Source organism: Streptomyces diastatochromogenes, assembly GCF_002242805.1.
In the GTDB taxonomy this organism is placed as follows: Bacteria; Actinomycetota; Actinomycetes; order Streptomycetales; family Streptomycetaceae; genus Streptomyces; species Streptomyces diastatochromogenes.
In genome coordinates, this window is the sequence record NZ_MCGQ01000038.1 from 60,953 (window position 1) to 86,927 (window position 25,975).

Consider the following 25,975-nt stretch of genomic DNA (forward strand, 5'->3'; position numbering starts at 1 on the left):
CGCGCCCGCTACCGCAAAGCCCGTACAGCAGTGATGCTGGTGTTGCTGGTCGGCAGAGACGTGCGGGACAGTCAGGGAGGGGACGCATGCGCGCGACCGTGCTGGACGTGGTGCGGGACGTCGTGGACCAACGGGCGCCGGACGAGCGTCCGTTGGTCGACGATCTGACGGGGATGGACTACGGGCTCGTCGTACGGCGGCTGCGACAGGCGAACGACGGAAGGGGCGGTGACCCCCTCGGCTTCGGCCTTTCCGAGGTCACGGCATTCGTCACGCCTGTCGTGCTGCTGGCGGTCGACGAGGCCTGCCGGGCCGCGGTGGCGGAGGCGACCGGCCGCCTGCTGTCCCGCGCCCTGGGCCGCCTGCGCCCGCCGAGCCGCCGCCCGACCGCCCCGCCCGAGGTCCCGGACCTCGACCGGGACCAACTGGCGGCCGTACGACACCGGGTGCGCACGGAGGCGGTACGCCGCGGGCTCCCCGAGCCGGACGCGGAGGCCCTGGCGGACAGCGTGGTCGCGAGGCTGGCGCTGGCCGGAACGGAGGGCGCCGAACCGGCGGAGGGCGCTGAGCAGGCGGGGGGCTCCGAACCGGCGGAGCGCTCCGAACAGGACGGAGCCTCGGCGACATGAGCGGGGCCACTCAGACCCCGGCGTCTCGCCCGGATCCCGAGTCCGCCCCGCCCCCTCCCGCCGGCCCCGACCCCGGCGCACTGCCCGCGGGCACCACCCTGCGCTTCCTCGTGCTGGTCGTCGCCATGGTGGTGGCCATGGTCGAGATGCTGAGCGGCATTCTGCGGCCGCTGCCGTACCAGGACGTGCAGTTGGTGTGCGACTTCGCCGCCGGGTTCGACCCCGGGGGCAAGCTGATCGACGAGCTGGTGCGGGACCCGGCGCAGGCCCAGGCGGTGCGGGCGTGCGCCGAGGGTGCGCCGGCGGTCCCGCGCTGGTACGGGCTGGCCGGGACCGGCACCGTGCTGCTGGCGGCCGTTGGGCTGTATCTGCTGCTGCCGCGCTGGAAGCGGAGCCGACGCGGCGTGGAGCCGCTGCACACACGGGACCCGCAGGGCGAGGTGCGGGCCGAGGTCGTACGGCTCGCACAGCGTGCCGGGGTGCGGTCCCTGCCCGACCTCGTGGTCGACCGGCTCGCCCTCGATCCCGGCGCGGTCGTCCACGGCCGGGCCGGCCGCCGCACGCTCTGTCTGAACAGCGGCCTGCTGCACGCCCGTCGCGTGGACTCCGCCCGCTTCGAGGCCGTGGTCCTGCACGAACTGGCCCACCTCCGCCACCGGGACGTGGACATCGCCTACGCGGTGACGGCACTGTGGCGGGTCTTCCTGGCGCTGGTCGTCGTCCCGTACACGCTCCTGATCGGCGGGAGCCTGGTCGCGGCGCAGTTCTTCCATGTGTTCCTGGGCGCCGACGAGGTCTTCTGGCCGGCCAGCCGGCCGGCCACGATCAAGGCGATCGCCGTCGCCGCGTTCCTGTTCCTGCTGGTCGTCCTGGCCCGCGCCGACACCCTGCGCCACCGTGAGCTGTACGCCGACCGGGGCGCGGTCGCCCTGGGCGCCGACCCGGCCGTCTGGGCGGCGCAGGCCGAACGGCGTACCCAGGACCGCTCGGCGACCCGGGCCGTCACCTCGCTGTGGCGCAGCCACCCCTCCTGGGCCGAGCGGTGGCAGTCGCTGCGCAACCCGGCGGGGTTGTTCACGCTGACGGACGTGCCGCTGTTCCTGCTCGGCGTGGTCACGCTCGTCACCGGGAACGCGCTGGCGGCGGTGTGGAACAGGGACGCGGCCGCCTGGATCGTCGGGTCTCTCGCCGCGTGCGTGCTGACGGTCGCGGTCTGGCGGGCGGTCCTGTACGCCGTCCACGCCCAGGCGCCCGGACCCAGGGGCATGCGGGCGGGGCTCGCCCTCGGGCTCGGCCTGGTCTGCGGGGAGCTGCTGTCCGGGCCGACCGTACAGCCAGGCTGGTGGCCCGAGCACGTGGAACCGCTCCTCTTCCCGCTCCTCGGCTCCGTCGTCTTCGTCGCCTGGCTCGCCCAGTGCGTCCGGCTGCACCTGCGGGCCGCACCGAGCGGGCGTGCCGTGCCGCGCCGGGCCGTCCTCGGCACGGCCGTCGCCGGGTCCGTCGTGGCGGCTGCGGGGCTGGACTGGTGGCTGCACGAGGGCCAGCTGTGGATGACGGGGGACATCTTCGCGGCCGGCGGCATGTCGGAACTGGCCCGGGACTCCTTCCCGGGCCCCTGGGACAGCTTCGCCCCGTACGCGTCCGTGCTGCCCTGGATCGGCTCGGTGCTGATCAGCCTGGCCATCGCGGGCGCGTCCCCGACGAACGCCGCCGCCGCGGTGGCGCTGTGGGCGTATCCGGCAGTGCTGCTGTTACGGCGGCCGAGGACGGAGGGGCTGCGCTCCACCGTCCTCGCCGGGCTGGCCGGAGGCGTCGCGGGCGTCGCCGCCGTGGCGGCGGTGATGGCGTACGTCCACTCCTGGCGCCCTCCGCTGGAGGAACGGACCCTCGCCTACGGAGTGGTCTACCTGTGGTGGCGGGTGGTCGCCCTGTGGGCCGGGGTGGTGGGCACGGCGGCCGTGGTCGCCGCGACCACCCGCACCCACCGCCTGCCCCGTGCCCTGACGGCGGCGGCCATCGCGCAGGTCGTCGTGCTGGCCGGACAGTTCGTCCTCCAGGCCGCCGACGGCTGCCTCGGCCCGCTGCGGGTCATGGGCGACACCTGCCACGTGCTGCCCGACGCCTCCTGGACACTGACCGAGCTGCTCGCCCAACCGGTGACACCGGCCTTCTTCGGAGCCGCCCTCGCCGCGACCGCCGCAGCCCAACTGCCCCGCGCGGAGTGCGAGTCGGTGTCCTCGGGCGCCGTACGACGCTCCTGGCCGGCCCGGACCGTGGTGGCCGTCGCGGGGGTGGCCGGGATCGTCCTCACGGCCGTCGTCACGAACCCGATGCCGGGCGACGGCAGCACGCCCTCGGCCGTGCCGGCCCGCCCCGAACCGGCCGGCACCGCCGAAAAGGTGCGCGACTTCCAGCTCCTGGCCTGGTTCAAGGTGGGCGGCCAGTCCGACATCGTGGCGCTGGCCAACCGGTACGACGAATTCGCGAAGTGGTTCAAGGGTGTGAACGCCGACAAGGGGTCCTTCGACGGCGACACCCTTCACCCCCTGTGCGACGACCTGGCTCGCGACACGGCCACCGCCCGCCGCCATCTACGGGTGCCCGACCCCGGCCTGGACCGGAAGTGGTCCACCCTGCTGGACCGCGGCGGGGACGCGGCCGGGGAGTGCAAGGCGGTCCTCGACGGCTCGGGGGACGACGTCGATCGCAACACCAGGATGCTGCAGCAGCTCGTCGCAGCCTTCAAACAGGCACAGGTGACCCTGCCGCCCCTGACGGACCGTGTCTCCGCCGCGCTGAAAAGGTGGCCGGAGTGGAAGGCCGCTTGACCGGTCCCGGGTCAGCTGCCCAGCCGCTCCCAGCCCCGCCGCTCCGGCCGCGGCCCGAGCTGTTTCGGATCCCGTGTCCGGTAGACGATGTACGGCCGGAACAGGTACGGCACCGGTGCGCTGAACATGTGCACCAGCCGGCTGTACGGCACGAACGCGATCAGCAGCATGCCGATCACCGCGTGCACCTGGTACAGCACGGGCACGCCCGCCATCAGCTGCGTCCTCGGCCGGAGCGTGAACAGGCTGCGCGCCCAGGGGGCGATCGTCTCCCGGTAGTTGTAGCCGTCGCCGGAGGGGTGGGTGAGCTTGGCGGTCATGCCCAGCACGATCGCCGCGAGCAGGACGACGTACATCACCTTGTCGTTGGCCGTGGTGGCCCGGAACACGGGGGAGCGGGTCCGTCGACGGTATACGAGCAACAGGATCCCGAGGACCGTCAGCACTCCGGCCGCCGTCCCGCCGTACAGCGAGAACAGGTGGTAGGTGTGCTCGCTCACGCCCAGCGCGTGCGTCCAGGACATCGGCACGAACAGGCCCACCAGATGCCCGGCCAGCACGAACAGGATGCCGTAGTGGAAGCAGGGGGAGGCGATGCTCAGCAGTCTCGACTCGTACACCTGCGACGAGCGCGTGGTCCAGCCGTACTTGTCGTAGCGGTAGCGCCAGACGAGGCCGGCGACCAGGAGGGCGAAGGCGATGTAGGGCAGGGCGCCCCACAGGAGTGTGGTCATGAGCGCACCCCGGTGTATACGGTCGGCAGTGTGGCGCATACCGCATCCAGGACGACCGCATACGGTGTGCCGTGGTCGGTCAGCCGGGACCGCAGCTGCTCCAGAGCGTCGCGGTACTCGGTCAGCAGATCGGTGTTGCCGGTGCGGGCGGTGAACTCCAGCACCGCCGGCAGGAAGTCCGGCAGCTCCTCGCCGCTGAACTCCAGGCCGTGCTCCCGGTAGACCTCCTTGAAGCGGACCAGTGACATGCCCCGCCGCCGGGTGTCGCCGTCCGACCACCAGCTCAGATACAGGCTGTGCCGGTTCCTGAAGTCGAAGACCTGCACATAGTGCTCGGCCAGCTCCTGCGGCTCGCTGACCGCCGCGTGGTCGGTGAACGTCCGCAGCTGCGGGGCGGCTTCGCGCAGCAGCGGCAGCCGGGCGAAGAAGTCGTCGTCCGGGTAGGTCAGGCAGAGCGCCGCCGCCTGGTACAGCACCGCGTCCGAGGGCATCAGGTCTCCTAGGCGTCGTCCGCGTGGTCGGAGGTCTGCCGCTTGCGCAGCAGATGGAAGTTCTCGACGGACACCAGCGGCAGCTGTCTGCGGCCGGAGTCCTGCCCGAAGGGGCCGTCGCCGCCCATGCCCGGGCCGCCGTCGTAGTCGAGGCTGCACCCCGCGGGCAGTGCCGACTCCTCCAGCCGGCGGGCGTCGCCGACGGCGGCGGTCGGGATGACGTACCGCTCCTCGTACTTGGCGATGGCCAGCAGCCGGTACATCTCCTCGATCTCGTGCGGCCGCATCCCGACCGCGGACGCGATCGCCGGGTCCGGTACGTCACCGAGGTTGAGCGCGCGCATGTGGGAGCGCATCGCGGCGAGCTTGTCCAGCGAGGCCCGCACCGGCCCGGTGTCGCCCGCCGTGAACATCTCCGCCAGGTACTCCAGCGGGATGCGCAGCGTGTCGATCGCGCCGAACAGGTTCAGCGCGTCCTCCCCGTCGTGCCCGGTCCCGGTCAGCGCGTCCACCACCGGCGACAGCGGCGGGATGTACCAGACCATCGGCATGGTCCGGTACTCGGGATGCAGCGGCAGCGCCACCCGGTACCTGCTGATCAGCGCGTGCACGGGGGAGCGGCGGGCGGCCTCGATCCAGTCGTGCGGGATGCCCGCCCGCTCGCAGGCCTGCCGCACCGCGGGGTCCTCCGGGTCGAGGAAGACGCCCAACTGGGCCTCGTACAGATCCTTTTCCTCGCGCACGGAAGCGGCCGCGGTCACCCGGTCGGCGTCGTAGAGGATCACGCCCAGGTAGCGCAGCCGGCCCACGCAGGTCTCGGAGCAGACCGTCGGCAGGCCGACCTCGATCCGCGGATAGCACAGGGTGCACTTCTCGGCCTTGCCGGTGGCGTGGTTGAAGTACACCTTCTTGTACGGGCATCCGGTCACGCACATCCGCCAGCCCCGGCACTGGTCCTGGTCGACCAGCACGATGCCGTCCTCGGCCCGCTTGTACATCGCCCCCGACGGGCAGGAGGCCACGCACGAGGGGTTGAGGCAGTGCTCGCAGATCCGCGGCAGATAGAACATGAAGGTCTGCTCGAACGCGAACTTCACCTTCTCCGAGGCCTGTTGGCGGGTGCGCTCGACCATCGGGTCGAGGTCGCCGTAGGCCGGGGCGCCCGCAAGGTTGTCGTCCCAGTTCGAGGACCACCCGATCTTCATCGGCTTGCCGTCGAGGGACGACACCGGCCGGGCGACCGGGTAGTCGTCGCCGAGTGGGGCGTCGGTGAGGTTCCGGTAGTCGTACGTCCAGGGCTCGTAGTAGTCCTTGATCTCCGGCAGTTTGGGGTTGGAGAAGATCCCGGCGAGCTTGTGCAGCCGGCCGCCCGCCTTGAGCTTCAGGGCTCCGCGACGGTTCAGCTCCCAGCCGCCGCGCCACTTCTCCTGGTCCTCGTAGCGGCGCGGATAGCCCTGCCCGGGCCGGGTCTCGACGTTGTTGAACCAGACGTACTCCATGCCCCGCCGGTTGGTCCACGTCTGCTTGCAGGTGACCGAACAGGTGTGGCAGCCGATGCACTTGTCGAGGTTCATGACCATCGCGATCTGGGCCATCGGGCGCATCAGTACTCGACCTCCTGGCTGCGGCGGCGGATCACCGTCACCTCGTCACGCTGGTTGCCCGTCGGGCCCAGGTAGTTGAAGGCCCAGGACAGCTGGGCGTAGCCGCCGATCAGATGGGACGGTTTGAGGATCAGCCGGGTCAGCGTGTTGTGGATGCCGCCGCGCATTCCGGTGGTCTCCGTCTTCGGCACGTTCACCGTGCGCTCCTGTGCGTGGTGCATGTAGACGGTGCCGGCCGGCATCCGGTGCGAGACGACCGCGCGGGCGACGACCACGCCGTTGCGGTTGACCGCCTCGACCCAGTCGTTGTCCTGCACTCCGATCGCGTCCGCGTCCTGCGGGGACATCCAGATGTTCTGGCCGCCCCGGGAGAGGGCCAGCATGAACAGGTTGTCCTGGTACTCGGAGTGGATGGACCACTTGTTGTGCGGGGTGAGGTAACGGACCGTCACTTCCCGCTGTCCGTCCGGTCCGAGGCGTGGTTCGCCGAAGAGCCGGTTCATGTCCAGCGGCGGCCGGTACACCGGCAGCGCCTCGCCGAGTTCGTGGATCCAGTCGTGGTCGAGGAAGAAGTGCTGGCGGCCGGTGAGGGTGTGCCACGGCTTGCTGTGCTCGGTGTTCAGCGTGAACGCGGTGTACCGTCGCCCGCCCGACTCGCTGCCGGACCACTCCGGCGAGGTGATCACCGGCACCGGCGCCGCCTGCGTGTCGGCGTAGGTGATCCGCTTGCCCTCGTGCTCGGCGGCCAGATGCGCCATCTCCTGCCCGGTGCGCTGCTCCAGCGTGTGGAACCCCTGGGTGGCCAGGCGCCCGTTGGTGGTGCCGGACAGGGCCAGAATGGTGTTCGCGGCCTTCACGGCGGTGTCGAGCGACGGACGCCCCTGGTAGCCGACGCCGTTCAACTGCCGCAGATGCTCGACCTCTTCGTCCGGCCGCAGGGCGATCCCCTTGGCGGGCAGCCCGAGTTCCTCCACCAGCGGGCCGAGCGCGGCGAACTCGGCGCCGATCGCCGTGTAGTCCCGCTCCACGACGGTGAGGTGGGGCAGGGTCTGCCCGGGCACGGGGTCGCACTCCCCGCGCTTCCAGTCCAGGACCACCCCGCCGGGCTGGGCGGTCTCGCCCGGGGTGTCGTGCTGGAGCGGGGTCGCCACCAGGTCCCTGCGGACGCCCAGGTGGTCCACGGCCAGCTCGCTCAGCTTCTCGGCGAGGGCCTTGAAGGTGTCGAAGTCGGTGCGGGCCTGCCAGGGCGGGTCCACGGCCGGGGTGAAGGAGTGCACATAGGGGTGCATGTCGGTGGAGGAGAGGTCGTGCTTCTCGTACCAGGTGGCAGCGGGCAGCACCACGTCCGACAGCAGGGTGGAGGAGGTCTGCCGGAAGTCCAGCGACAGCAGCAGGTCGAGCTTGCCCTCGGGTGCCTCCTCCCGCCAGACGACGTCCCGGGGCCGTTCGCCGGGCGCGGCCTGTTCGGCGCGCAGCGAGGAGTGGGTGCCGAGCAGATGCTTCGTGAAGTACTCGGCGCCCTTCGCGGACGAGCCCAGCAGGTTGGCCCGCCACAGGGTGAGCACGCGCGGCCAGTTCTCCGGTGCGTCCGGGTCCTCGCAGGCGAACTTCAGGGTTCCCGCCCGGAGTTCGGCCACCGTCTTCGCCACCGGGTCGCCGAACACCTCGGCCAGCTCGAGTGGGTTGCGGTCGAAGGTCGGATACGACGGCATCCAGCCCACGCGGGCGGACAGGGCGAGACAGTCGGCCCCCGTCATCCCCGCGAACCGGCCCTCACCGAGCGGCGAGGCCAGCACGTCGGCGCCGAAACGGTCGTAGCGCCACTGGTCGGTGTTGAGGAACCAGTACCCGGTGCCGATCATCTGCCGTGGCGGCCGCGCCCAGTCGGAGGCGGCGGCCAGCGTCGCCCAGCCCGTCACCGGACGGCACTTCTCCTGGCCGACGTAGTGCGCCCAGCCGCCGCCGTTGCGGCCCTGGCAGCCGGTGAGCTGGAGCAGGGCGAGGAAGGCGCGGTAGATCGTCTCGGAGTGGAACCAGTGGTTGGTGCCGGCGCCCATCAGGATCATGCAGCGGCCTTTGGACCGCTCGGCGGTCCGCGCGAACTCGCGGGCGATCTTCACGCACTGGGCGGCCGGGACGGAGGTGTGCCGCTCCTGCCAGGCGGGCGTCGCCGGGGAGCGTGCGTCCTCGTAGGAGGCGGGCCAGCCGCCCGGCATACCGGGCCGCCACACCCCGTACTGTGCCAGCAGTAGATCGTAGACAGTCGTCACGAGCGGGCCGTCCGCGCCGCCCAGCCGGGTCGCCGGCACGCTGCGCCGCAGTACGTCCCCACGCCCCTGCCCGTGCTCCCCGCCCTCGGTGTCGAACCGCGGCAGCAGCACCTCGACGTGGGCCGCGATCTCACTGCCGTAGAGACTCAACTCAGGTTCGAAAGCGCCGAGTTCGAGATTCCACTTCCCCATGCCGGACTCGGTCCAGCGGAAGCCCAGGGAGCCGTTCGGGACGACCGCGCGGCCACTCGCCCGGTCCAGGACGACCGTCTTCCACTGAGCGCCCTCGCCGGCCTGTCCGATGTCGCCGGCGCGCAGGAACTTGTCCGGTACGTACGCCCCGTCCCGCTCGCGCAGTGTCACCAGGAACGGCAGGTCGGTGAACTTCCGTACGTAGTCCGCGAAGAACGGTGTCTCCCGGTCGACGAAGAACTCCTTGAGGATCACGTGTCCCATGGCGAGCGCCAGCGCGCCGTCGGTGCCGGGGTGCGGGTGCAGCCACTCGTCGGCGAACTTGGCGTTGTCCGCGTAGTCCGGCGCCACCACCACGACCTTCTGGCCGCGGTAGCGGGCCTCCGCCATCCAGTGCGCGTCCGGGGTCCGCGTCACCGGCACGTTGGAGCCCCACATGATCAGGTAGGCGGCGTCCCACCAGTCGCCCGACTCCGGTACGTCCGTCTGGTCGCCGAAGACCTGCGGGGAGGCCACCGGCAGGTCCGCGTACCAGTCGTAGAACGACAGCATCGGCGCGCCGATCAGGGAGTGGTAGCGGGCGCCGGCCGCGTGCGACACCATCGACATCGCCGGGATCGGGGAGAACCCGGCGATGCGGTCGGGCCCGTACGCCTTGATGGTGTGGACCTGGGCGGCCGCGACGATCTCCACGGCCTCGTCCCAACTCGCCCGCACCAGGCCGCCCTTGCCGCGCGCCCGCTGGTAACGGCGCCGCCGCTCCGGGTCGTTCTGCAGGTCCGCCCACGCCAGCACCGGGTCGCCGAGCCGCTGCTTCGCCTCCCGGTACAACTCCAGCAGCACGCCCCGGACGTAGGGGTAGCGCACCCGGGTGGGGGAGTAGGTGTACCAGGAGAACGCGGCGCCGCGCGGGCAGCCGCGCGGCTCGTACTCGGGGCGGTCCGGGCCCACCGACGGATAGTCCGTCTCCTGCGTCTCCCAGGTGATGATCCCGTCCTTGACGTACACCTTCCACCGGCAGGAGCCGGTGCAGTTCACCCCGTGGGTGGAGTGCACCACCTTGTCGTGGCTCCAGCGGTCCCGGTAGAAGGCGTCCGCCTCCCGGCCGCCGGTCAGCGTCACGCTGTGCAGGTCGGGCGCCGGCGTGCCCGGCCGGAAGAACCGCCCGGTGCCCAGCAGTACAGCGCCGGGCTCCCTGGGTGGTTGCTGCGTGTCCGTCACGTGCGCTCCCTTGCTCACCCCATGGTTCAGAACCTAGGGGCGGGCAGGGATACGCACCTGTTCAGACCGCCGTACGGGTCACCGGGCGCGGGCGGGCACCCGTCCGGGTCAGGGCTTGCGCGCCACCCCCGCGTACACGGGCACGACACCCTCCGCCTGGGCCGCCACGTCCTCCGGCTCCGGACGCCACCCGTGCACGGGGATCACCCCCGGACCGAGGAGTTCCAGGCCGTCGAAGAACCGCCGGAACTCGGGCAGCGTGCGCGGGTGGAAGGGCGTGCCGCTCCTGCGGAACAGCTCGGCGGCCCGGGCCACCCCGTCCGGGCTGAGGTCCTGCGTGACCTGGGACAGGATCAGGAAGCTGCCCGGCGCGAGCCGCGCGACATAGCGCTCGACCAGGCCGTACACGTCGTCGTCGGCATCGGCCCCGTCGCCCAGGTAGTGGGTCAGTGCGACCAGGGACAGCGCCACCGGCCGGCCGAGGTCGAGGCTCTCCCCGGCCCGCGCGAGGATCGTCTCGGGGTCCCGGGCATCGGCGTGCAGGTACTCCGTGCGGCCCTCGGCGGAGCCGCGCAGCAGCGCCTCGGCGTGCCGCAGCACGATCGGGTCGTTGTCCGCGTACACCACCCTGGACTCCGGGGCCGCCTCCTGCGCCACCTGGTGCAGGTTGGGCTCGGTGGGGATGCCGGTGCCGATGTCCAGGAACTGCCGTATCCCCGCCCCGGCCGCCGCCCGCACGGCGCGGTGCATGAACCGGCGGTTGGCACGCGCCCCGCGCACCGCCGTGCCGTCCGCGGCCAGGATCTTCCGGGCCAGCTCCTCGTCCACCGGGTAGTTGTCCTTGCCGCCCAGCCACCAGTCGTACACCCGTGCCGGGTGCGGCCTGCTGGTGTCGATCGCGGTGGGCGGCGCGGCGTCGGGTCCGGTCATGCGGTGTGTGCTCCTCGGCTGGTCACGGGGCGGTCGGAGGTCTCACCTGGCGGTCAGGGGTCATCGGGTTGTCGGAGGTCTCACCGGGGGTCAGAGGCTCCCGCGGTACTCCCGCAGCAGCTTCATCGTGCGCTGCGCGGAGGCGGCCCGGGCCGTCATGTGGTCCAGCACCTCCAGATGCGCCGAGACCTCCTGCCGGGAGTCCAGGTACAGGGCGCCGGTCAGGTACTCGGTGAACACCATGTCCGGGAGCTCCGGCTCGGCGAACCGGAACAGCGTGAACGGGGCGTACGTCCCCGGGTGCGGGCCGGCCGCGAACTCGGCGAGCTGAAGCGTGACCCGGTCCCGCTCGGCGTACTCCAGCAGCCGGTCCAGCTGGTCGCGCATCACCTCGGGCCGGATGCTCACCGGGCGCCGCAGCACCGTCTCGTCCATGATCACCCACAGATGGGGCGGATCGTCCCGCTCCAGCAGCCGCTGCCGCTCCATGCGCAGCGACACATGCCGCTCGACCGTCTCCGGGCCGGTCTGCCCTATCGTCCCGGCCTCCATCACCTCGCGCGCGTACTCCTCGGTCTGCAACAGACCGGGCACGAAGTGCGGCTCGTAGGAGCGGATGATCCGGGCGGCGCCCTCCAGGCTCACATACAGGCTGAACCAGTCGGGCAGCACGTCGTGGAACCGCTGCCACCAGCCGGGCTGGTTCGCCTCCTCGGCCAGCCGCACGAACGCGGCCGACTCCTCCTCGGGCACCCCGTAGGTGGTCAGCAGCACCTGCACGTACGGGATCTTCAGCGCGACCTCGGCCATCTCCATCCGCCGTACGGTCGCCGACGCCACCCGGAGCACCCGGGCGGCCTCCTCGCGGCTGAGGCCGGCCGCCTCCCGCAGCTCCTGCAACCGCTTGCCGAGCACCACCTGGCCCACGGTGGGCGCGGCCCGCCGCTCACTCACGCCACGCCCTCCCCTACGCGCCGAAGTATGCGCGCAGTCTGCCATGCGACGCCGTCTCGCACAGGCGGTCGAAGAGAGTCGGCTCGGGCGGGTTCGTCAACCGGCCAGCATGTGCAGGTACTTGGTGGTCGCCGGGTCCGCGGGTAGGAACGTCTCGATGGCGAGCTCGGCGACCGTGACGTCCATGGGCGTGTTGAAGGTGGAGATCGACGACACGAACGACAGGATCCGGCCGTCGTGCTCGATCTGCATCGGCAGCGCGAAGTACGGCACCGGCTCGGCCGGTTCGACGCCGGGCGCGTCCTCGGGCACCGGGTAGGCGGCCACCTCCTCGTACAGGGCACGCAGTTGGTCCGAGCGGTGCAGGGCGATCTCCCGCTCCATCTGCGCCAGCAGATGCCCGCGCCACTCCCGCAGGTTGCGGATGCGCGGGGCGAGCCCCTCCGGGTGCAGGGTCAGCCGCATCGCGTTCGGCGCCGGCGTCATCAGCTTCTCGGGGACGCCCTCCAGCAGCATCGTGATGCCCCGGTTGGCGGCCACCACGGTGTACCCGGCGTCGACCACCAGCGCCGGATACGGCTCGTACCCCTGGATCAGGCGCTCCATGCCGTCGCGCAGCGCGTCCAGCGCCGGGTCGTCCAGCGGGGTCTCCGGGTAGTGCGGGGCGTAACCGGCCGCCAGCAGCAGGGCGTTGCGCTCGCGCACCGGCACGTCCAGGTGCTCGGCCAGCCGCAGCACCATCTCCTCGCTGGGCCGGGAGCGGCCGGTCTCGATGAAACTGATGTGCCGGGCGGAGGAGTCGGCGCGCAGCGCCAGCTCCAGCTGCGAGATCCTGCGCCGCTCCCGCCAGGCGCGCAGCAGCGGGCCCACGCCCTTGTCGGCTTTATCGGCTCTGTCTGCCCTGTTGGCCTTGTCGGTCCTGTCGGCGGGGGTGGCGGCGGATGCGTGGAGGCCGGTCGCGACAATGGTCATACGGACGACCGTAGTCGAGGTGTGCGTCCGACGACCGCAACCGGGCACCGGAGTTGAGGAGCACCCGCATGAACCAGCCGTGGCAGCAGTCCTGGGAAGCCGCGGCGGTGTACCGGTCCCGGGTCCGCGGCTGTCTGCTCGGCGGAGCCGTCGGCGACGCCCTCGGCTATCCCGTCGAGTTCGCCTCCCTCGACCGGATCCGCTCCCTGCACGGCGAGCGCGGGGTCACCGGCCTGGTCCCCGGCGGGCACGGGATGGTCGGCCGGATCAGCGACGACACGCAGATGACCCTGTTCACCGTCGAGGCCCTCGTCCAGGCCCAGGCCCGGGAGCGGGAGAAGGGGATCGGCGGAGGCTGGTCCCTGCTGCTGCGTCAGGCGTACGAGCGCTGGCTCCAGACCCAGTCGAAGCCGGGCCCCGAGGAGGCCGAACCGCCGCACGGCGCAGGCCTGCTCGCCGAGGCCTGGCTGTATGCCCGCCGCGCCCCCGGCAACGCCTGCCTGTCCGGGGTCGCCCAGATGTACCACCCCGACCCCCAGCTCCCGCTCGACGGCAGGCCGGGGGAGATCAACCCGGACTCCAAGGGCTGCGGCGCGGTGATGCGCTCGGCCCCCTTCGGGCTCGTCAACCCCGCCGGCGCGGCCTTCGCCATGGCCGCCCGCGGCGCCCAGATCACCCACGGCCACCCCACCGGCTACTACGCGGCGGGCGCCCTGGCCGCGATCGTGGCCCACCTCGTCGCCGGGGACTCCCTGGAGGGCGCGGTGCTGAGCACCCTGCGGCTGCTGGGTCGGCACCCCGGCCACGAGGAGACCTCGGCCGCCCTGCGCGAGGCCCTCGACCTGGCCGCGGACGGGTCGCCGACCGCGGAGAAGGCCGAGTCCCTCGGCGCGGGCTGGGTCGCCGAGGAAGCCCTCGCCATCGGCGTCTACTGCGCCCTGGCCGAGCCCCGCGTCAAGGACGCCCTGCTGCTGTCCGTCAACCACTCGGGTGACAGCGACTCCACCGGTTCGATCTGCGGCAACCTGCTCGGCGCCCGGCACGGCGACGTCGGCCTGCCGCACGCCTGGGTCGAGCGGGTGGAGGGGCGCGCCCGTATCGCCGCACTGGCGGACGACCTCGCGGCGGAGCGCGTACGGGGCTGACCGTGGCAGGCTGAACGCGTACCAACCCGCCCCGAAGGGAGACCGGTGATGGCCGTCGAACCGCTGTCGCAGAAGGAGATCGAGGACCGGCTGGCCGAGCTGCCCGGCTGGTCGGTGGACGGCGACCGCCTCACCCGCACCTACCGGCTCGGCTCGCACTTCGCGGCCACGGCGCTGGTCGTCCACATCGCACGCATCCAGGACGAACTGGACCACCACTCCGACCTGACCCTCGGCTACAACACCGTCTCCCTCAGCGTGAACACCCACAGCGCGGGCGGCGCCATCACCGAGAAGGACTTCGCGCTCGCCCGCAGGGTGGAGGACATCGCCCCAGGTCACGGACCACACTGAGGGGCGTGCTGAACTACGACAAGGAAGCCGACGCCTACGACGCGTCCCGCGGCGGCGAGCCGCGCGCCGAAGCCGCCACGGAAGCCGTCCTCGGCCTGATCCCCGACCGGCAGGGCCGCCTCCTCGACGTCGCCTGCGGCACCGGCATCGTCACCCGGCGCCTGGCCGCCTCCCGCCCCGGGCTGCGGGTGACGGGCGCGGACCTCGCCCCCGGCATGGCCCGCATGGCCGCGGCCCGCCTGCCCGGCGCGGTCCTGCTGGCCGACAGCCGCCGGCTGCCCTTCGCCGACGCCACCTTCGACGCAGTCACCAGCATCTGGCTGCTGCACCTGCTCTCCGACCCCGCCGACGTCCGCGCCGTCGTCGCCGAGTGCGCCCGCGTGCTGCGGCCCGGCGGGGTCTACGTCACCACCGTCGACAAGGCCGCCGCGCACGACGTCGGCAGCGACATCGACACCGTCCTGGCCCCGCGCCCCCGCCGCCCCGCCCAGGACGCCGCCGAAGCCGTCACGGCCCACGCGGCCGAGCACCGCCTGCAACCGGCCGGACAGGCCTCCTTCCCCGGCCTCGGCCAGGGCCGCAGCCCCCGCTCCACCATCGCCGACCTGCGGCGCGGCTGGTTCACCGCGCTGCAGCCCGGCGATCCGCGCATCGAGACGTTCGCCGAAGACCTGGCCCGCCTCCCCCACCAGGACCGCCCGCGCCCCGACCCCGTCTTCCGCGTGCGCGCCTTCAGGAAGCCGGCGGCCGCCTGAAGTCCATCGTCCAGTTGGTCACCCACGTCCTCTCGCCGTCCACCGAGAACGCCTGCTCCCAGCGGGCGGCGGTCGGCGAGACCCCCGACCAGACGAACCGCACCCGCACGTCCTTGCCGCGGTACGCGTCGTCGCCGTAGAACTCGCCGCGGTCGCCCTCGAAGCGGCCGGTCACGGGCGGGAAGAGCTTGCCGCTGCGGCTGGCCGACCAGTTCAGGGACCACTGTCCGGTCTCATGGTCGAAGAGCCGCAGCGTGAGCCCCTTGGCGCCCAGGTGGGGCATGTCGATCTCGTCGATGTTCGCGGCGCCGTCGAACAGCGGCCGGCAGCGGCTCGTGGCCGGGAACTCCTCCCAGTCGCTGCCGGGGTCCAGGAAGTCGGTGCGGCGGCGGTTGAGGACCTGCCACGCGCCGTGGAAGAAGTCGAAGTCGTGCGGGCTGCTCATGCGTGGTCTCCTGTGGTTCCCTCGGGCAGGCTGTCGGTCAAGTAGGCCTCCAGATCCGGGACTTCGGGGGTCAGCAGGTGCCGTACCCAGGCGTCCCGTTCGTGCCGGATCGGCGGCAGCTCCCAGACGCAGCCGATCCACGGCAGGTCCGGCCGGACGAAGTGCGCGGGATCGCGGTCCGGGCAGCCGAGCACCGGCTGGCCGGCCGCGGCTCCCCGGAAGTGCAGCACGTTGTCCCACACCCAGCTGTACGCGTTGAGGTAGGCGCCGTCGTCGCCGCCGCGGTGCAGCACCACGAACGTCGCCGGCGGAGTGCCGTCCGGCTCCGGCAGCAGCTCGGGCAGGATCGCGTACGCCGCCCGCTCCACCTCGGGCGCGATGCCCGCCGGGTCGGCGGTGACGTGGTAGCGCTTGACATGCCGTCCGGCCACCTCGATCGGCGGCGGCACGGTCAGCAGTTTCTCTCGGAAGGCCATGAACGCGACGCTAGGCCCGCTTCACTGACACCCTGTGGCAGTGAAGTCCAGCCGTCTCGTCTCGATCCTGCTCCTGCTCCAGACCCGGGGCCGGATGACCGCCGCCCAGCTCGCCGAGGAACTGGAGGTCTCCGTGCGCACCGTCTACCGCGATGTCGAGGCGCTGAGCGCGGCAGGCGTCCCGCTGTACGGCGACGCGGGCCACGCGGGCGGCTACCGCCTCCTCGACGGCTACCGCACCCGACTGACGGGTCTCACCGCCGCCGAGGCCGAGGCCCTGTTCCTGGCCGGCGCCCCCGGCCCCGCCGCCGACCTCGGACTCGGCCCGTTCCTGGCCGCCGCCCAGCTGAAGGTCCGCGCCGCCCTGCCGCCCGAACTCCGCGGCCACGCCGACCGGATCAGCGGCCGCTTCCACCTGGACGCACCCGGCTGGTACGCGGACGCCGAGGCGACGCCTCATCTGCCGGCGGTGGCCGACGCGGTGTGGACGAGCCGGGTCCTGCACGTCGTCTACCGGCGCTGGCGCGAACCCACTGACGTCGAGCGCCGCCTGGAACCGTACGGACTGGTCCTGAAAGCGGGCCGCTGGTACGTCGTCGCAGGCCCCGGGCCGCGCACCTTCCGCGTCGACCAGATCCTCGAACTCGCGCCCTCGGAGGAGGAGTTCACCCGCCCCGACGACTTCGACCTGGCCGCCTACTGGACGGCGTACCAGCGCGACTTCCGCGACCGGCTGTACCGCGCCGAGGCGGTGGTCCGGCTGGCGCCGGGTGTGACGCTGTCGAGGGCGGTCGACGCACGTACGGACGACGACGGTTGGACCCTTGCCAGGGTCCCCATCGAGTCCGTCGACCACGCCCATGGCGAGTTTCTGCGCCTGGGCGCTGACATCGAGGTGCTCCAACCGCCTGAACTGCGCGCGAGCATCGCCCGCACCGTGGCCGAACTGGCCGGAATGTACGGCAACTCGACTCGGAGCGGCGGCGACTGAGTGGGCGGAACCCGTCCGTCCTCTCTGGAGGTTCGTCACGTGCAGCACCCGCACAGGCACCGCAGACGCCGAGCCCTCCTCTCGGCAGTGACAACGGCCGCGGCCCTGGTCGCCGCCGGCCTCACCGCAGTGACCACCACCGGTACCGCCGAAGCCGCCACCGCCCGCCAGGTCGAGAAGCTCGACCGGGGCGTGGTCAGCGTCCACACCGACAGCGGCAACCTGGTCAGCTGGCGCTGGCTCGGCACCGACCCCGACAACGTCTCCTTCAACGTCTACCGCGCCGGTACGAAGGTCAACTCGGCCCCGGTCACCGGCTCCACGACCTTCTTCCACGTCGGCGCCCCCGCCCAGGCCGACTACACGGTCCGCGCGATCGTGAACGGCGCCGAGCAGCCCGACTCCGTCCACGCCATCCAGTTCCGCACCGGCTACAAGGACGTACCGATCAGCCCACCCGCAGGCGGCACCACCCCCGACGGGGCGTCGTACACCTACGAGGCCAACGACGCCTCCGTCGGCGACCTCGACGGCGACGGACAGCTGGACTTCGTCCTGAAATGGCAGCCGACCAACGCCAAGGACAACTCCCAGTCCGGCTACACCGGCGACACCTACCTGGACGGCGTCAAGCTCGACGGCACCCGCCTGTGGCGCATCGACCTGGGCCGCAACATCCGCTCCGGCGCGCACTACACGCAGTTCCAGGTGTACGACTACGACGGCGACGGCAAGGCCGAGGTCGCCATGAAGACGGCCGACGGCACGGTCGACGGCACGGGCGCGGTGATCGGCAGCGCGTCCGCCGACCACCGCAACTCCAGCGGCTACATCCTCTCCGGCCCCGAATACCTGACCATGTTCAACGGGCAGACGGGCAAGGCGATGCAGACCGTCGACTACGTCCCCGCGCGTGGCACGGTCTCCTCCTGGGGCGACTCCTACGGCAACCGCGTCGACCGCTTCCTGGCCGGGACGGCATACCTGGACGGCTCCCGCCCGTCGCTCGTCATGGCCCGCGGCTACTACACCCGTACGGTGATCGCGGCCTGGGACTGGCGGGGCGGCTCCTTCACGCGCCGCTGGACCTTCGACACCAACTCCTCCACCAACAGCGGCAAGGGCTACGACAGCCAGGGCAACCACCAGCTGTCCGTGGCCGACGTCGACGGCGACGGCAGGGACGAGATCGTGTACGGCTCGATGGCCGTGGACGACAACGGCAACGCCCTGTGGACCACGAAGAACGGCCACGGCGACGCCCTGCACGTGGGCGACCTGGACCCGTCCCGGCCCGGCCTGGAGGAGTTCAAGGTCGACGAGGACTCCTCGAAACCGTCCTCCTGGATGGCCGACGCGAAGACCGGCCAGGTCCTGTGGTCCACCGCCCCCAACGGCGACAACGGCCGGGGCGTGTCCGGGGACATCTGGGCGGGCAGCGCGGGCGCCGAGTCCTGGTCGTCGGCCGAGAGCGGCATCCGCGACCCGAAGGGCACGGTGGTCGCGAGCCGCAAACCGTCCAGCACCAACTTCCTGTCCTGGTGGGACGGCGACCCGGTACGCGAACTCCTCGACGGCACCCACATCGACAAGTACGGCACGTCGTCCGACACCCGACTGCTGACCGGCGCCTCCGTTCACTCAAACAACGGCACCAAGGCGACCCCGTCGCTGTCCGGCGACATCCTCGGCGACTGGCGCGAGGAGGTCGTCTGGCCGACGTCCGACAACACGGCCCTGCGCATCTACTCCACCCCGTACGACACCACCACACGCATCACGACCCTCCTCCACGACACCCAGTACCGCACGGCCCTGGCCTGGCAAAATACGGCTTATAACCAGCCGCCGCACCCGAGCTTCTTCATCGGGGACGGGATGGCGACGGCGCCGCGGCCGGCGGTGTACACGCCGTGAACGACGGTGGGTGCGGGCCCGAGAGGGGCGCGCACCCACCGCTCACGAGTCGTGCGGGGCGGGGCACATGAACGGAACCGGTGGCCGGTCGCGCGTCGCGTGATGCACAATCAGCCTCGGCGACTCGTCGTGCCAGGCCTGCCGGGCACGACAACTGCACGTTTTGTCGGGGGAGTTACTTGCCTATAGGTCCCATTCCGGTGCCGCTGGATCTGAAACTGGCGCCTGCCAAGTTCGGCACGTTCCGACGGATACGACGTGTCTGGCGTTCGAGGAAGGCCCTGAAGGGTGTCACCCAGTGGGTGATCGACTGGGGCGTGCCCATGGCGGTCGGGGCGGGACTTCTGTACTTCTACGCCGCTCGGTCCGCATCCCCCAGCAGGGTCTACAAGACCTTCGCCCTCATCGATCCGCCGCATGGCGCACTTCTGTGGACCGCGTCCCTGATCGGTTGGCTTCTGGTGCCTGCCATCATCGGTGGGTTCGCAGGTCATGTGATCGCCACCCGTATCAGCAGCGCCAAGTCGATCTCCACGGAGACGCTGTTCCGGCAGCGAAAGCTGGGGCAGCGTATCCGGCCTCCGGGGCTGATCGACGACCTGCGGCGGTACTTCCACGGTCCCGTCGCCCAGCAGTATTTTGTCGACATGTGGGTGCGCGTCGCCCACCGGAACGACTGGGACCGAGCCCAGGACCACTGGGAGGTCTTCATCAGGGACATGGTCTCCACGCAGCAGTACGCCCACCTGGACCGTCACGAGTGCCTTCGGCAGGCTCAGGGGACGGCCCGTCTCGCGCTGGCGGTGACCGCACGCGTGGGTCAGTGCATCGTGTGTGAAAGGCGGCGATGACGGTGCGATCCGAGGACGCGGTCGAAATCGTGCGGGCGTCCCTTGCCCTCGCCTTTCCCGGCGCGTCGGTCGACGCCCTGGCCAGGGCTGCGGAGCACTTGCTGCGCTGGGGGGCGGAGGGCGCGGCCGAGCACATCACGCCTGAGCTGTCCGAGCGGATGCTGGAAGACCTCATGTTCCTGAGTGACTTCCAGCCGGGGGAGTATCGTCCCGCAGAGCCCGAGCGGCGCCGGCCCCAGGCGGCCCCATACCGTACCTGGTCCCGTCCTGATCAGGCCGAAGACGAGTACCCCTTCCGGAGACGGCCACCCGACCCCGACGACGGGACCACCCGACGACGGGACCCCGGCGGCCCCCAGCCCAGCGCCGGTTGACCGGCCCGTGTGCAACGGCGCCCGTTGCACACGGACAGTCGGTCAGGCCACCGTGCAGGTCTGGTCACCCAGCCTGAACGACGTCGGTTTCGGGTTCGACCCCGTCCAGCTCCCGGTGAACCCGAAGCTCACGGACGAGCCGGCCGCCACGTTGGCGTTCCAGTTCAGGTTCTTCGCGGTCACCGCCGTGCCCGACTGGGTGTAGTCGGCGTTCCACAGCTGCGTGATCTTCTGGCCGTCGGCGAAGGACCAGCCGAGTGACCAGCCGGTCCAGGCGGTTGAGCCGGTGTTGGCGAGCTGCACGTCCGCCTGGAAGCCGCCCGACCACTGGTTCGTGATCTTGTACGTCACCATGCAGGCGCCGGTGGGCGTCGGTGTCGGGTCGGTGCCGCCACCCCCGCCGTCACCGCCGCCGGTGTCGGAGGTGTCGCCGTAGATGACCCCCCGGCCGTTGGTCGAGACGTACACGCGGCCGTACACCCGCGGGTCGCCCGTGATCGCCGCGCCCGTCCAACCCCACTGGTGGGCATCGTCGTTGATGCGGGTCCAGGTCGCGCCCTTGTCGGTGGAGCGGAAGATCCCGCGTACGCCACCGATCTTCGCGCTGGAGTAGAGGGTCTGGTACGACGCCCCGCTCGCCGCCTTGCCGAAGCCGATGGTGTCGGCCTGGTCGACGCCCCCGAGCTTGGTGAAGCTCGCGCCGCTGTCCGTGGAGTGCCACAAGCCGTACGCCCCGTCGGTCGCACCGCCCGCCAGCCACACGTCACCCTTCGTGCCGGGCAGCGCCTTGAAGCGCACGCTGCCGCCGCTGGGGAGACCGGTCGCGGAGGACGCCGTGAAGGTCGCCCCGCCGTCCGTACTCACGTAGAACTTGCCGGACTTGAAGCCGTAGAAGGTCTTCGGGTCGACCCGGTCCGACTCGACGACCGCGCCGGACGGGATGCCGCTCGACGCCGACCAGGACGAGCCGAAGCCGGTGGTGTACTGCACGCCCGTACCCGCCGGGCTCCACACGAAGCGGCTGCCGTCCGCGGCCGCCGCCACCGTGCCGCCGCCCGAGACGCCCGAAGGGTCCGTCCCCGCGAACCAGTTGGCGCCGTTGTCCGTCGAGAACGCGATGTGCGGGCCGGAGTCCAGGTTGCCGACGCGGACCACCGTGTTCGGGTTGGTCTCGGCGAAGTCCAGGCTGGTGGTCGTGGTGAAGGTGGGGGAGGTGTACATCATCGACGGGACCTTGGTGAGGTCCGTGTGGCGGAAGCCGCCGATGTCGCCGAGGGCGCTGAAGAGCTGGGCGCCGCCGGACGGGGGAGCGGCCAGGTCGTTGACCGCGGTCTCCTCCAGGCCCTGCACCATCGGCTTGACCGTGAACTGGCCGCCGCTGTCCCAGTTGTCCAGGTTCTCGGTGCCGTAGAGCGTGGCGCCCGTCCCGTACATCATGCGGGAGGAGTTGAACGGGTCGATCTCCAGGGACTCCGTCATCCAGCCCAGTTTCGGGGTCTGTTCGGGCGGGGACGGGTTCGCGCCGAACGTGAGCCAGGGGGAGGTGGAGACGTCGACCGTGTAGCGGTTCGAGCGGTTGGGGTACGAGGAGTAGTCCCAGGCCTTGGTCCAGGTCGCGCCGCTGTCCGTCGAGCGGAAGATCTGGGTGTCCGGCCACCAGGAACTGTACGCGGTCGCCATGAGGGTGGACGGGTGCTGACGGTCGACCGTCAGGCCGCTGAAGCCGTAGTAGGTGTCGGCCTCCGCCACCGGGCTGATGTTGGTCCAGGTGCCGGTCGCGGTCGCGTACCGCCACAGCTGGCCCTTGCCGCCGTCGTACGGGCCACCCTTGTCACTGTATGCGATGTACAGAATCCCGTTCTTCGCATCCAGTACGCCCCTGTGCGGCAGATAGCCGGTGGGCTGGCCGGCCACCCGCTGCCAGGTCGCGCCCGCGTCCGTCGACCGGTACACCGCGTTGTCCTTGTCGGCGACCCCGACGTAGATCGTCTTCGTCGCGCTGCCCGACGTCCCCGTCGACTCGTCGAACGTGACCCAGACGATCCCCTGGTTGTCGCTGGCGTACCCGGTCGAATCGCTCGGATCCTGCTGGTAGTTGCCCGGATCGGGGAAGCCGGTCACCTGCGACCAGGTCACCCCGGAGTCCGTCGACCGCCACAGGCCCTTGCCGCTGGGCGCCCCCAGATACAGCACGCTGTCCTTGTTCGGGTCGATCGCGAGGCGCTCGCCCATGCCCCGGCCGGGCATGTTGCCGCCCAGCTTGAACGGCAGATCCGTCTTCTGCCAGCTCGCGCCCCGGTCGGCGGAGCGCAGCACCGCGCCGTTCCCGGGGTCCCAGCTGTTGGTGTACGTGCCGACCGCCGCGTACACCTTGTTCGGGTCGGCGGAGTCCGAGGCCAGGCTGACGACTCCGGTGTGGCCCCAGTCGTTCCAGCCGACCGGGTCCAGCAGCGGGGTCCAGGTCTTCGACGCCTCCTGCCAGCGGTAGGCGCCGCCGATGTCGGTACGGGCGTAGATCAGGTTCTTCTCGGACCGGTTGAACACGATCCCGGGGACGAAGCCGCCGCCGTCGATCCGGGCGTTCTTCCAGGTGTACGTGTCGGCGGCGAGGGTCACCTTGGCGGTGGAGGTGGCCAGTGCGGGCGGAGTGCCGACGAGCAGACCGGCGGCCAGCGCCAGCACGGCGGTGAGGATGCGGGTTCTTCGCACGGTGGGGTCCTTCCTCGAGGGGAACGCGCGACGACCGGGCGGCCCCCAGTGCGGGTGGGGACCGCCCGTCGCGGTACACGGAGCCTCAGCGGGGGTTTATTCGAGTAGCTCCGCGTACGAGCCCATGGCCAGGGCGATGTCCGCCTCGGCCCAGAAGCGGTGGTACGTGAACACGGGCGCGGCGCCGCCCTTGAGGTAGGCCTCGATCTTCGACCAGGCCGGGTCGTTCTTGTAGAGGGACCGGATCGAGGAGAACGTCGAGGACGAGTTGATCGCGTCGCCGTTCGGCATCGTGCCGCTCCAGCCGCTCGGCACGTACACGCTGTCCCCGAACCTGCTGTAGTCGCTGCGGGTCTCGGGGACCGCGATGCCGAGGCTGTCCTGGTAGTTGGCCCACATGCCGTCCAGCAGCGCCTTCGCCGTCGACTTCGCCGTCGCGTCACCGGACTTGGCGGCGTAGTAGGTGAGCGTCTTGGCGTAGGCGGCCGTCACGCCGACGTCGTTCGTGTAGTCGGCGACCGTGACGTGCAGTCCGCTGTTGCCGCCGGGGCTCGACGCGTTCCAGGTGTCGGGCTGGCCCGACCACTGGAGGGTGGAGGGGATCCGGTAGGTGCCGTCCGGGTTGATCGTGGTCTTGGACAGCGCCCACTTCACCCACTTGTCGAGGACCGCCTTCGCGGTGGCGTTCCCGGTCTGCTGGTAGTACTCGGCGACCCGCTCCATCGACCAGGCCTGGAACCCGAACCACTGGTTGGAGGGCGGGTCGTGGTAGACGGGCTGCCAGTCGTAGTACATGCCGTAGAACGTCGGCGTGCCCGCGGGCGGGGTGGCGTACCGGCCCTGCCAGCTGTTGGTCGCGCCGCCCGCGATCGCGCCCTCGGACGACTGCAGCCACTGGTAGAACTCCAGCTGCCGCTGCAGCGACTTGCCCCAGTCGGCGGCGCCGGTCGCCGACTTCGGCTTCAGGTCGGCGTAGGAGCTGAGCGCGTACGCCGCAAGGGGGTTCTGGTAGCCGCCGTGGACATGGCTGGAGCCGATGCGCCAGGCCCAGCCGGCGCTGGTGTCGGTGGCGCCGCCCCAGGCGTAGTACCAGGACAGCAGGTAGTGCGAGGCGTCCTTGCCGGTGCCGGCCGGGCAGGACGAGGCCCCCACACAGTTGCCGATCTTCTTGAAGTACTTGTCGTACATCGCGTACCGCAGGTAGTCGCCCATCTTCGCGGCCTTGGCGACCGTCGCGGACACGTCACCGCCCTTGCCCTGTCCCTTCGCCCACACGTCCGCCCAGTACGCGGCCTGCACCGCGCGCGCGTCCGCGTCCGGGGCGTCCGTGTACTTCCACTGCTTGGCGTAGGAGGAGTCGCCGGTGAACAGGTCCAGGTAGCCGTTGGTGCCGCCGTACTTGAAGGCGTCGCAGGTCGGCTGCGGGACGGTCTCCCAGACCGACTCCTGCGGACCGCGCTGGAAGGTGTTGATGTACGACGGCCCGGTGGCCGTCGGCCCCGCCTCGCACTTGCCGGGCTCGTTGCCGTAGCCGTAGACGTTGTCGACGTCCTGGATCCAGTGCATGCCGTAGACGTCGTCCGTGCCGTAGGCCGACTTCAGCTCGCCGGCGATCGGATCCGATCCGACCGACACCGACGTGTCCAGCTTCGCCGGATACTCGTTCGGCGTGTCCAGCTCCGGCGCGTACGTCGCCGGCTTCGAGGCGTTGTAGAAGGAGTTGGTCGGCTGGTCGGCGTGGGTCGGGATCATGTACTTCTCCATGAGGTCCCACGCGCCGTTGAACTTCGACCAGTCACCGGTGACCTTGCCGTACATGGCCTGCAGCCAGAGAAGGTAGCTGTACGCCTCCGACGTGGTCTCGTGGCCCTGGTCCGGGGCCTCGACGATCAGCGTCTCCACCGAGTGGTAGGGGATGCCCTCGGGGGAGAAGTAGCCGTTCGCCGGGTTGGTGATCTTCCCGTACAGGTCCAGGAAGCGGGCGTCGTACGCCTTCGTCGCCGCCAGCTCGGTCACCGTGACCGTGGCCTTGGTGTGGCCGGTCGCCGAGGCGGTGAAGGTGGCGCTCCCGGTGCCGGAGGCGTCGGCCGTGATGGTCACCGGCTGCGCGGTGCTCCAGTTCGACGGGGTGAAGGTCAGCGAGGAGCCTCCGGTGACGGACAGCCCCGTGTTGCCGTCCGTGCGGGCCACGCTCACCGTCACACTGGCGCTCGGCTGCGTCGACAGCTTCACCGAGAACGAGCCCGTCCTGCCCTGCTGGATGCCCAGCTGGGCCGGCGTCGCCACGACGGCCGGTCCCGAGGCGACCGTGATGCCGACCGGTGTGGACTCGGCGGAGGCGCCGAGGCTGTCGTACGCCTTCGCTACCAGCGAATGACTGCCCACGGCCAAGCTGGAGACCGAGAGCGAGTACGGCGCGCTCGTGTCGGTGCCCAGCAGCGTGGTGTCGTCGTAGAACTCCACCTTGCTGATCGTCGCGTTGTCGGCCGCCGCCGCGGTCGCCGCGAGCGGCACCGCGTCCCCCTGCGTGTAGACCGCGCCCGCGCCGGGGCTGGTCAGCACGGTGACCGGCGGCTGGTGCGCGCCGGCGCAGGTGGTGCCGTTGACCGCGAAGGAGGCGGGGGCGGTGTTGGCGCCGCTGTAGGTGAACTGCGCCCCCGTGGAGACCGCGGCTCCGGCGGCGATCGTGCCGTTGTACGAGGCGTTCTGCACGGTGACGGTCTGGCCGGACTGGGACCAGGTGCCGTTCCAGCCGTTCGTCAGCTTCTGGTTGCCCGTGTAGCCGTAGGTCAGGGTCCAGCCGTCGATCGCGGCCGTGCCGCGGTTGGTGATCGTGAGGTCGGCCGTGAAGCCGGAACCCCAGTCGTTCGTCTTGTAGTCGACGCTGCACTGAACGGTCGCCGCCTGCGCGGCGGTCGTGCCGGTGGCGAGCATCGTCAGGGGCAGGGCGAGCGCGGCCAGTGCGGCGGTCCACCACCGCCGCACGGCTCTGCGTCTGCGTCCGGGATCCATGTGCTGGTTCCTCCTTGCGGGCTTGCGGCTCGGGAAGAAGTCAAGGCTTGAACCAGTGGGAGCGCTCCCATAGTGAGGATGGGGGTGAGGACGGTCAAGGTGCTTGAAGAGTCGAAAAGAT

At 71.2% G+C, this 25,975-nt stretch carries 20 protein-coding genes; 9 read left to right on the forward strand and 11 right to left on the reverse strand.

All coding sequences use genetic code 11. The features are described from left to right. Window positions 1–86: 86 nt before the first annotated feature. Both BEK98_RS35565 and BEK98_RS35570 read left to right on the forward strand, forming a co-directional pair. Window positions 87–629, forward strand: coding sequence for a hypothetical protein (locus BEK98_RS35565; RefSeq protein WP_244202113.1), 543 nt, complete (start codon window positions 87–89; stop codon window positions 627–629). Beyond that, window positions 626–3,457 carry a M56 family metallopeptidase gene (locus tag BEK98_RS35570; protein WP_094220869.1) on the forward strand — a complete coding sequence of 944 codons (2,832 nt, stop codon included), beginning with the start codon at window positions 626–628 and terminating at the stop codon, window positions 3,455–3,457. Before BEK98_RS35565 ends, BEK98_RS35570 begins: the two co-directional genes overlap by 4 nt. An 11-nt stretch (window positions 3,458–3,468) precedes the next feature. On the opposite strand, the gene narI is transcribed toward BEK98_RS35570, so the two are convergent. From narI to BEK98_RS35605, 7 genes are all read right to left on the reverse strand, one after another. Further along, complete coding sequence (narI, locus tag BEK98_RS35575; protein WP_094220870.1) at window positions 3,469–4,191, reverse strand: respiratory nitrate reductase subunit gamma; 723 nt, start codon at window positions 4,189–4,191, stop codon at window positions 3,469–3,471. Beyond that, window positions 4,188–4,682 (reverse strand): nitrate reductase molybdenum cofactor assembly chaperone, encoded by a 495-nt coding sequence (gene narJ, locus BEK98_RS35580; RefSeq protein WP_094220871.1) that lies wholly within the window; start codon window positions 4,680–4,682, stop codon window positions 4,188–4,190. Before narJ ends, narI begins: the two co-directional genes overlap by 4 nt. A gap of 8 nt (window positions 4,683–4,690) precedes the next feature. Continuing rightward, the gene (narH, locus tag BEK98_RS35585; RefSeq protein ID WP_094220872.1) at window positions 4,691–6,286 is read right to left on the reverse strand and encodes a nitrate reductase subunit beta; all 1,596 of its coding nucleotides are present in this window, start codon (window positions 6,284–6,286) and stop codon (window positions 4,691–4,693) included. Continuing rightward, entirely contained in the window at window positions 6,286–9,969 is a 3,684-nt protein-coding gene (locus BEK98_RS35590; protein ID WP_094220873.1) for a nitrate reductase subunit alpha, read from the reverse strand. The genes narH and BEK98_RS35590 overlap by 1 nt, the downstream gene beginning before the upstream one ends. A 108-nt stretch (window positions 9,970–10,077) precedes the next feature. Beyond that, a complete protein-coding gene (locus BEK98_RS35595; protein WP_094220874.1) occupies window positions 10,078–10,899 on the reverse strand; it encodes an SAM-dependent methyltransferase in 822 nt (273 codons plus the stop codon). A 90-nt stretch (window positions 10,900–10,989) separates the two neighbouring features. Next, the gene (locus BEK98_RS35600) at window positions 10,990–11,853 is read right to left on the reverse strand and encodes a helix-turn-helix domain-containing protein (RefSeq protein ID WP_094220875.1); all 864 of its coding nucleotides are present in this window, start codon (window positions 11,851–11,853) and stop codon (window positions 10,990–10,992) included. 96 nt (window positions 11,854–11,949) lie between these two features. Further along, the gene (locus BEK98_RS35605) at window positions 11,950–12,825 is read right to left on the reverse strand and encodes a helix-turn-helix domain-containing protein (RefSeq protein WP_094220876.1); all 876 of its coding nucleotides are present in this window, start codon (window positions 12,823–12,825) and stop codon (window positions 11,950–11,952) included. Between the two features lie 68 nt (window positions 12,826–12,893). On the opposite strand from BEK98_RS35605, the gene BEK98_RS35610 reads away from it, so the two are divergent. Genes BEK98_RS35610 through BEK98_RS35620 form a run of 3 tightly spaced genes read left to right on the forward strand, consistent with a single transcriptional unit; the run spans window position 12,894 to window position 15,079 of the window. Beyond that, a complete protein-coding gene (locus BEK98_RS35610; protein ID WP_094220877.1) occupies window positions 12,894–13,970 on the forward strand; it encodes an ADP-ribosylglycohydrolase family protein in 1,077 nt (358 codons plus the stop codon). A 48-nt stretch (window positions 13,971–14,018) separates the two neighbouring features. Beyond that, window positions 14,019–14,324, forward strand: coding sequence for a 4a-hydroxytetrahydrobiopterin dehydratase (locus BEK98_RS35615; RefSeq protein WP_094220878.1), 306 nt, complete (start codon window positions 14,019–14,021; stop codon window positions 14,322–14,324). A gap of 5 nt (window positions 14,325–14,329) precedes the next feature. After that, window positions 14,330–15,079, forward strand: coding sequence for a class I SAM-dependent methyltransferase (locus BEK98_RS35620; protein WP_094220879.1), 750 nt, complete (start codon window positions 14,330–14,332; stop codon window positions 15,077–15,079). On the opposite strand, the gene BEK98_RS35625 is transcribed toward BEK98_RS35620, so the two are convergent. Beyond that, window positions 15,057–15,524 (reverse strand): hypothetical protein, encoded by a 468-nt coding sequence (locus tag BEK98_RS35625; RefSeq protein WP_094220880.1) that lies wholly within the window; start codon window positions 15,522–15,524, stop codon window positions 15,057–15,059. The two genes, BEK98_RS35620 and BEK98_RS35625, sit on opposite strands and share 23 nt — an antisense overlap. Continuing rightward, a complete protein-coding gene (locus BEK98_RS35630) occupies window positions 15,521–16,000 on the reverse strand; it encodes a hypothetical protein (protein ID WP_094220881.1) in 480 nt (159 codons plus the stop codon). Before BEK98_RS35630 ends, BEK98_RS35625 begins: the two co-directional genes overlap by 4 nt. 40 nt (window positions 16,001–16,040) lie before the next feature. Here BEK98_RS35630 and BEK98_RS35635 point away from each other — a divergent pair, with 40 nt between their 5' ends. From BEK98_RS35635 to BEK98_RS35650, 4 genes are all read left to right on the forward strand, one after another. Next, a complete protein-coding gene (locus BEK98_RS35635; protein WP_094221010.1) occupies window positions 16,041–16,991 on the forward strand; it encodes a helix-turn-helix transcriptional regulator in 951 nt (316 codons plus the stop codon). A 39-nt stretch (window positions 16,992–17,030) separates the two neighbouring features. Continuing rightward, window positions 17,031–18,908: a rhamnogalacturonan lyase gene (locus BEK98_RS35640; RefSeq protein WP_167444336.1), complete on the forward strand. Its 1,878-nt coding sequence runs from the start codon at window positions 17,031–17,033 to the stop codon at window positions 18,906–18,908. 302 nt (window positions 18,909–19,210) lie between these two features. Then, complete coding sequence (locus BEK98_RS35645; RefSeq protein WP_341869026.1) at window positions 19,211–19,759, forward strand: DUF6313 family protein; 549 nt, start codon at window positions 19,211–19,213, stop codon at window positions 19,757–19,759. Continuing rightward, window positions 19,756–20,133: a hypothetical protein gene (locus BEK98_RS35650; protein WP_094220882.1), complete on the forward strand. Its 378-nt coding sequence runs from the start codon at window positions 19,756–19,758 to the stop codon at window positions 20,131–20,133. The genes BEK98_RS35645 and BEK98_RS35650 overlap by 4 nt, the downstream gene beginning before the upstream one ends. A gap of 42 nt (window positions 20,134–20,175) precedes the next feature. Here BEK98_RS35650 and BEK98_RS35655 read toward each other — a convergent pair whose 3' ends face one another. Both BEK98_RS35655 and BEK98_RS35660 read right to left on the reverse strand, forming a co-directional pair. Continuing rightward, a complete protein-coding gene (locus BEK98_RS35655; protein ID WP_094220883.1) occupies window positions 20,176–22,842 on the reverse strand; it encodes a cellulose binding domain-containing protein in 2,667 nt (888 codons plus the stop codon). A gap of 96 nt (window positions 22,843–22,938) precedes the next feature. Then, the gene (locus BEK98_RS35660; RefSeq protein WP_094220884.1) at window positions 22,939–25,854 is read right to left on the reverse strand and encodes a glycoside hydrolase family 48 protein; all 2,916 of its coding nucleotides are present in this window, start codon (window positions 25,852–25,854) and stop codon (window positions 22,939–22,941) included. Window positions 25,855–25,975: the final 121 nt, after the last annotated feature.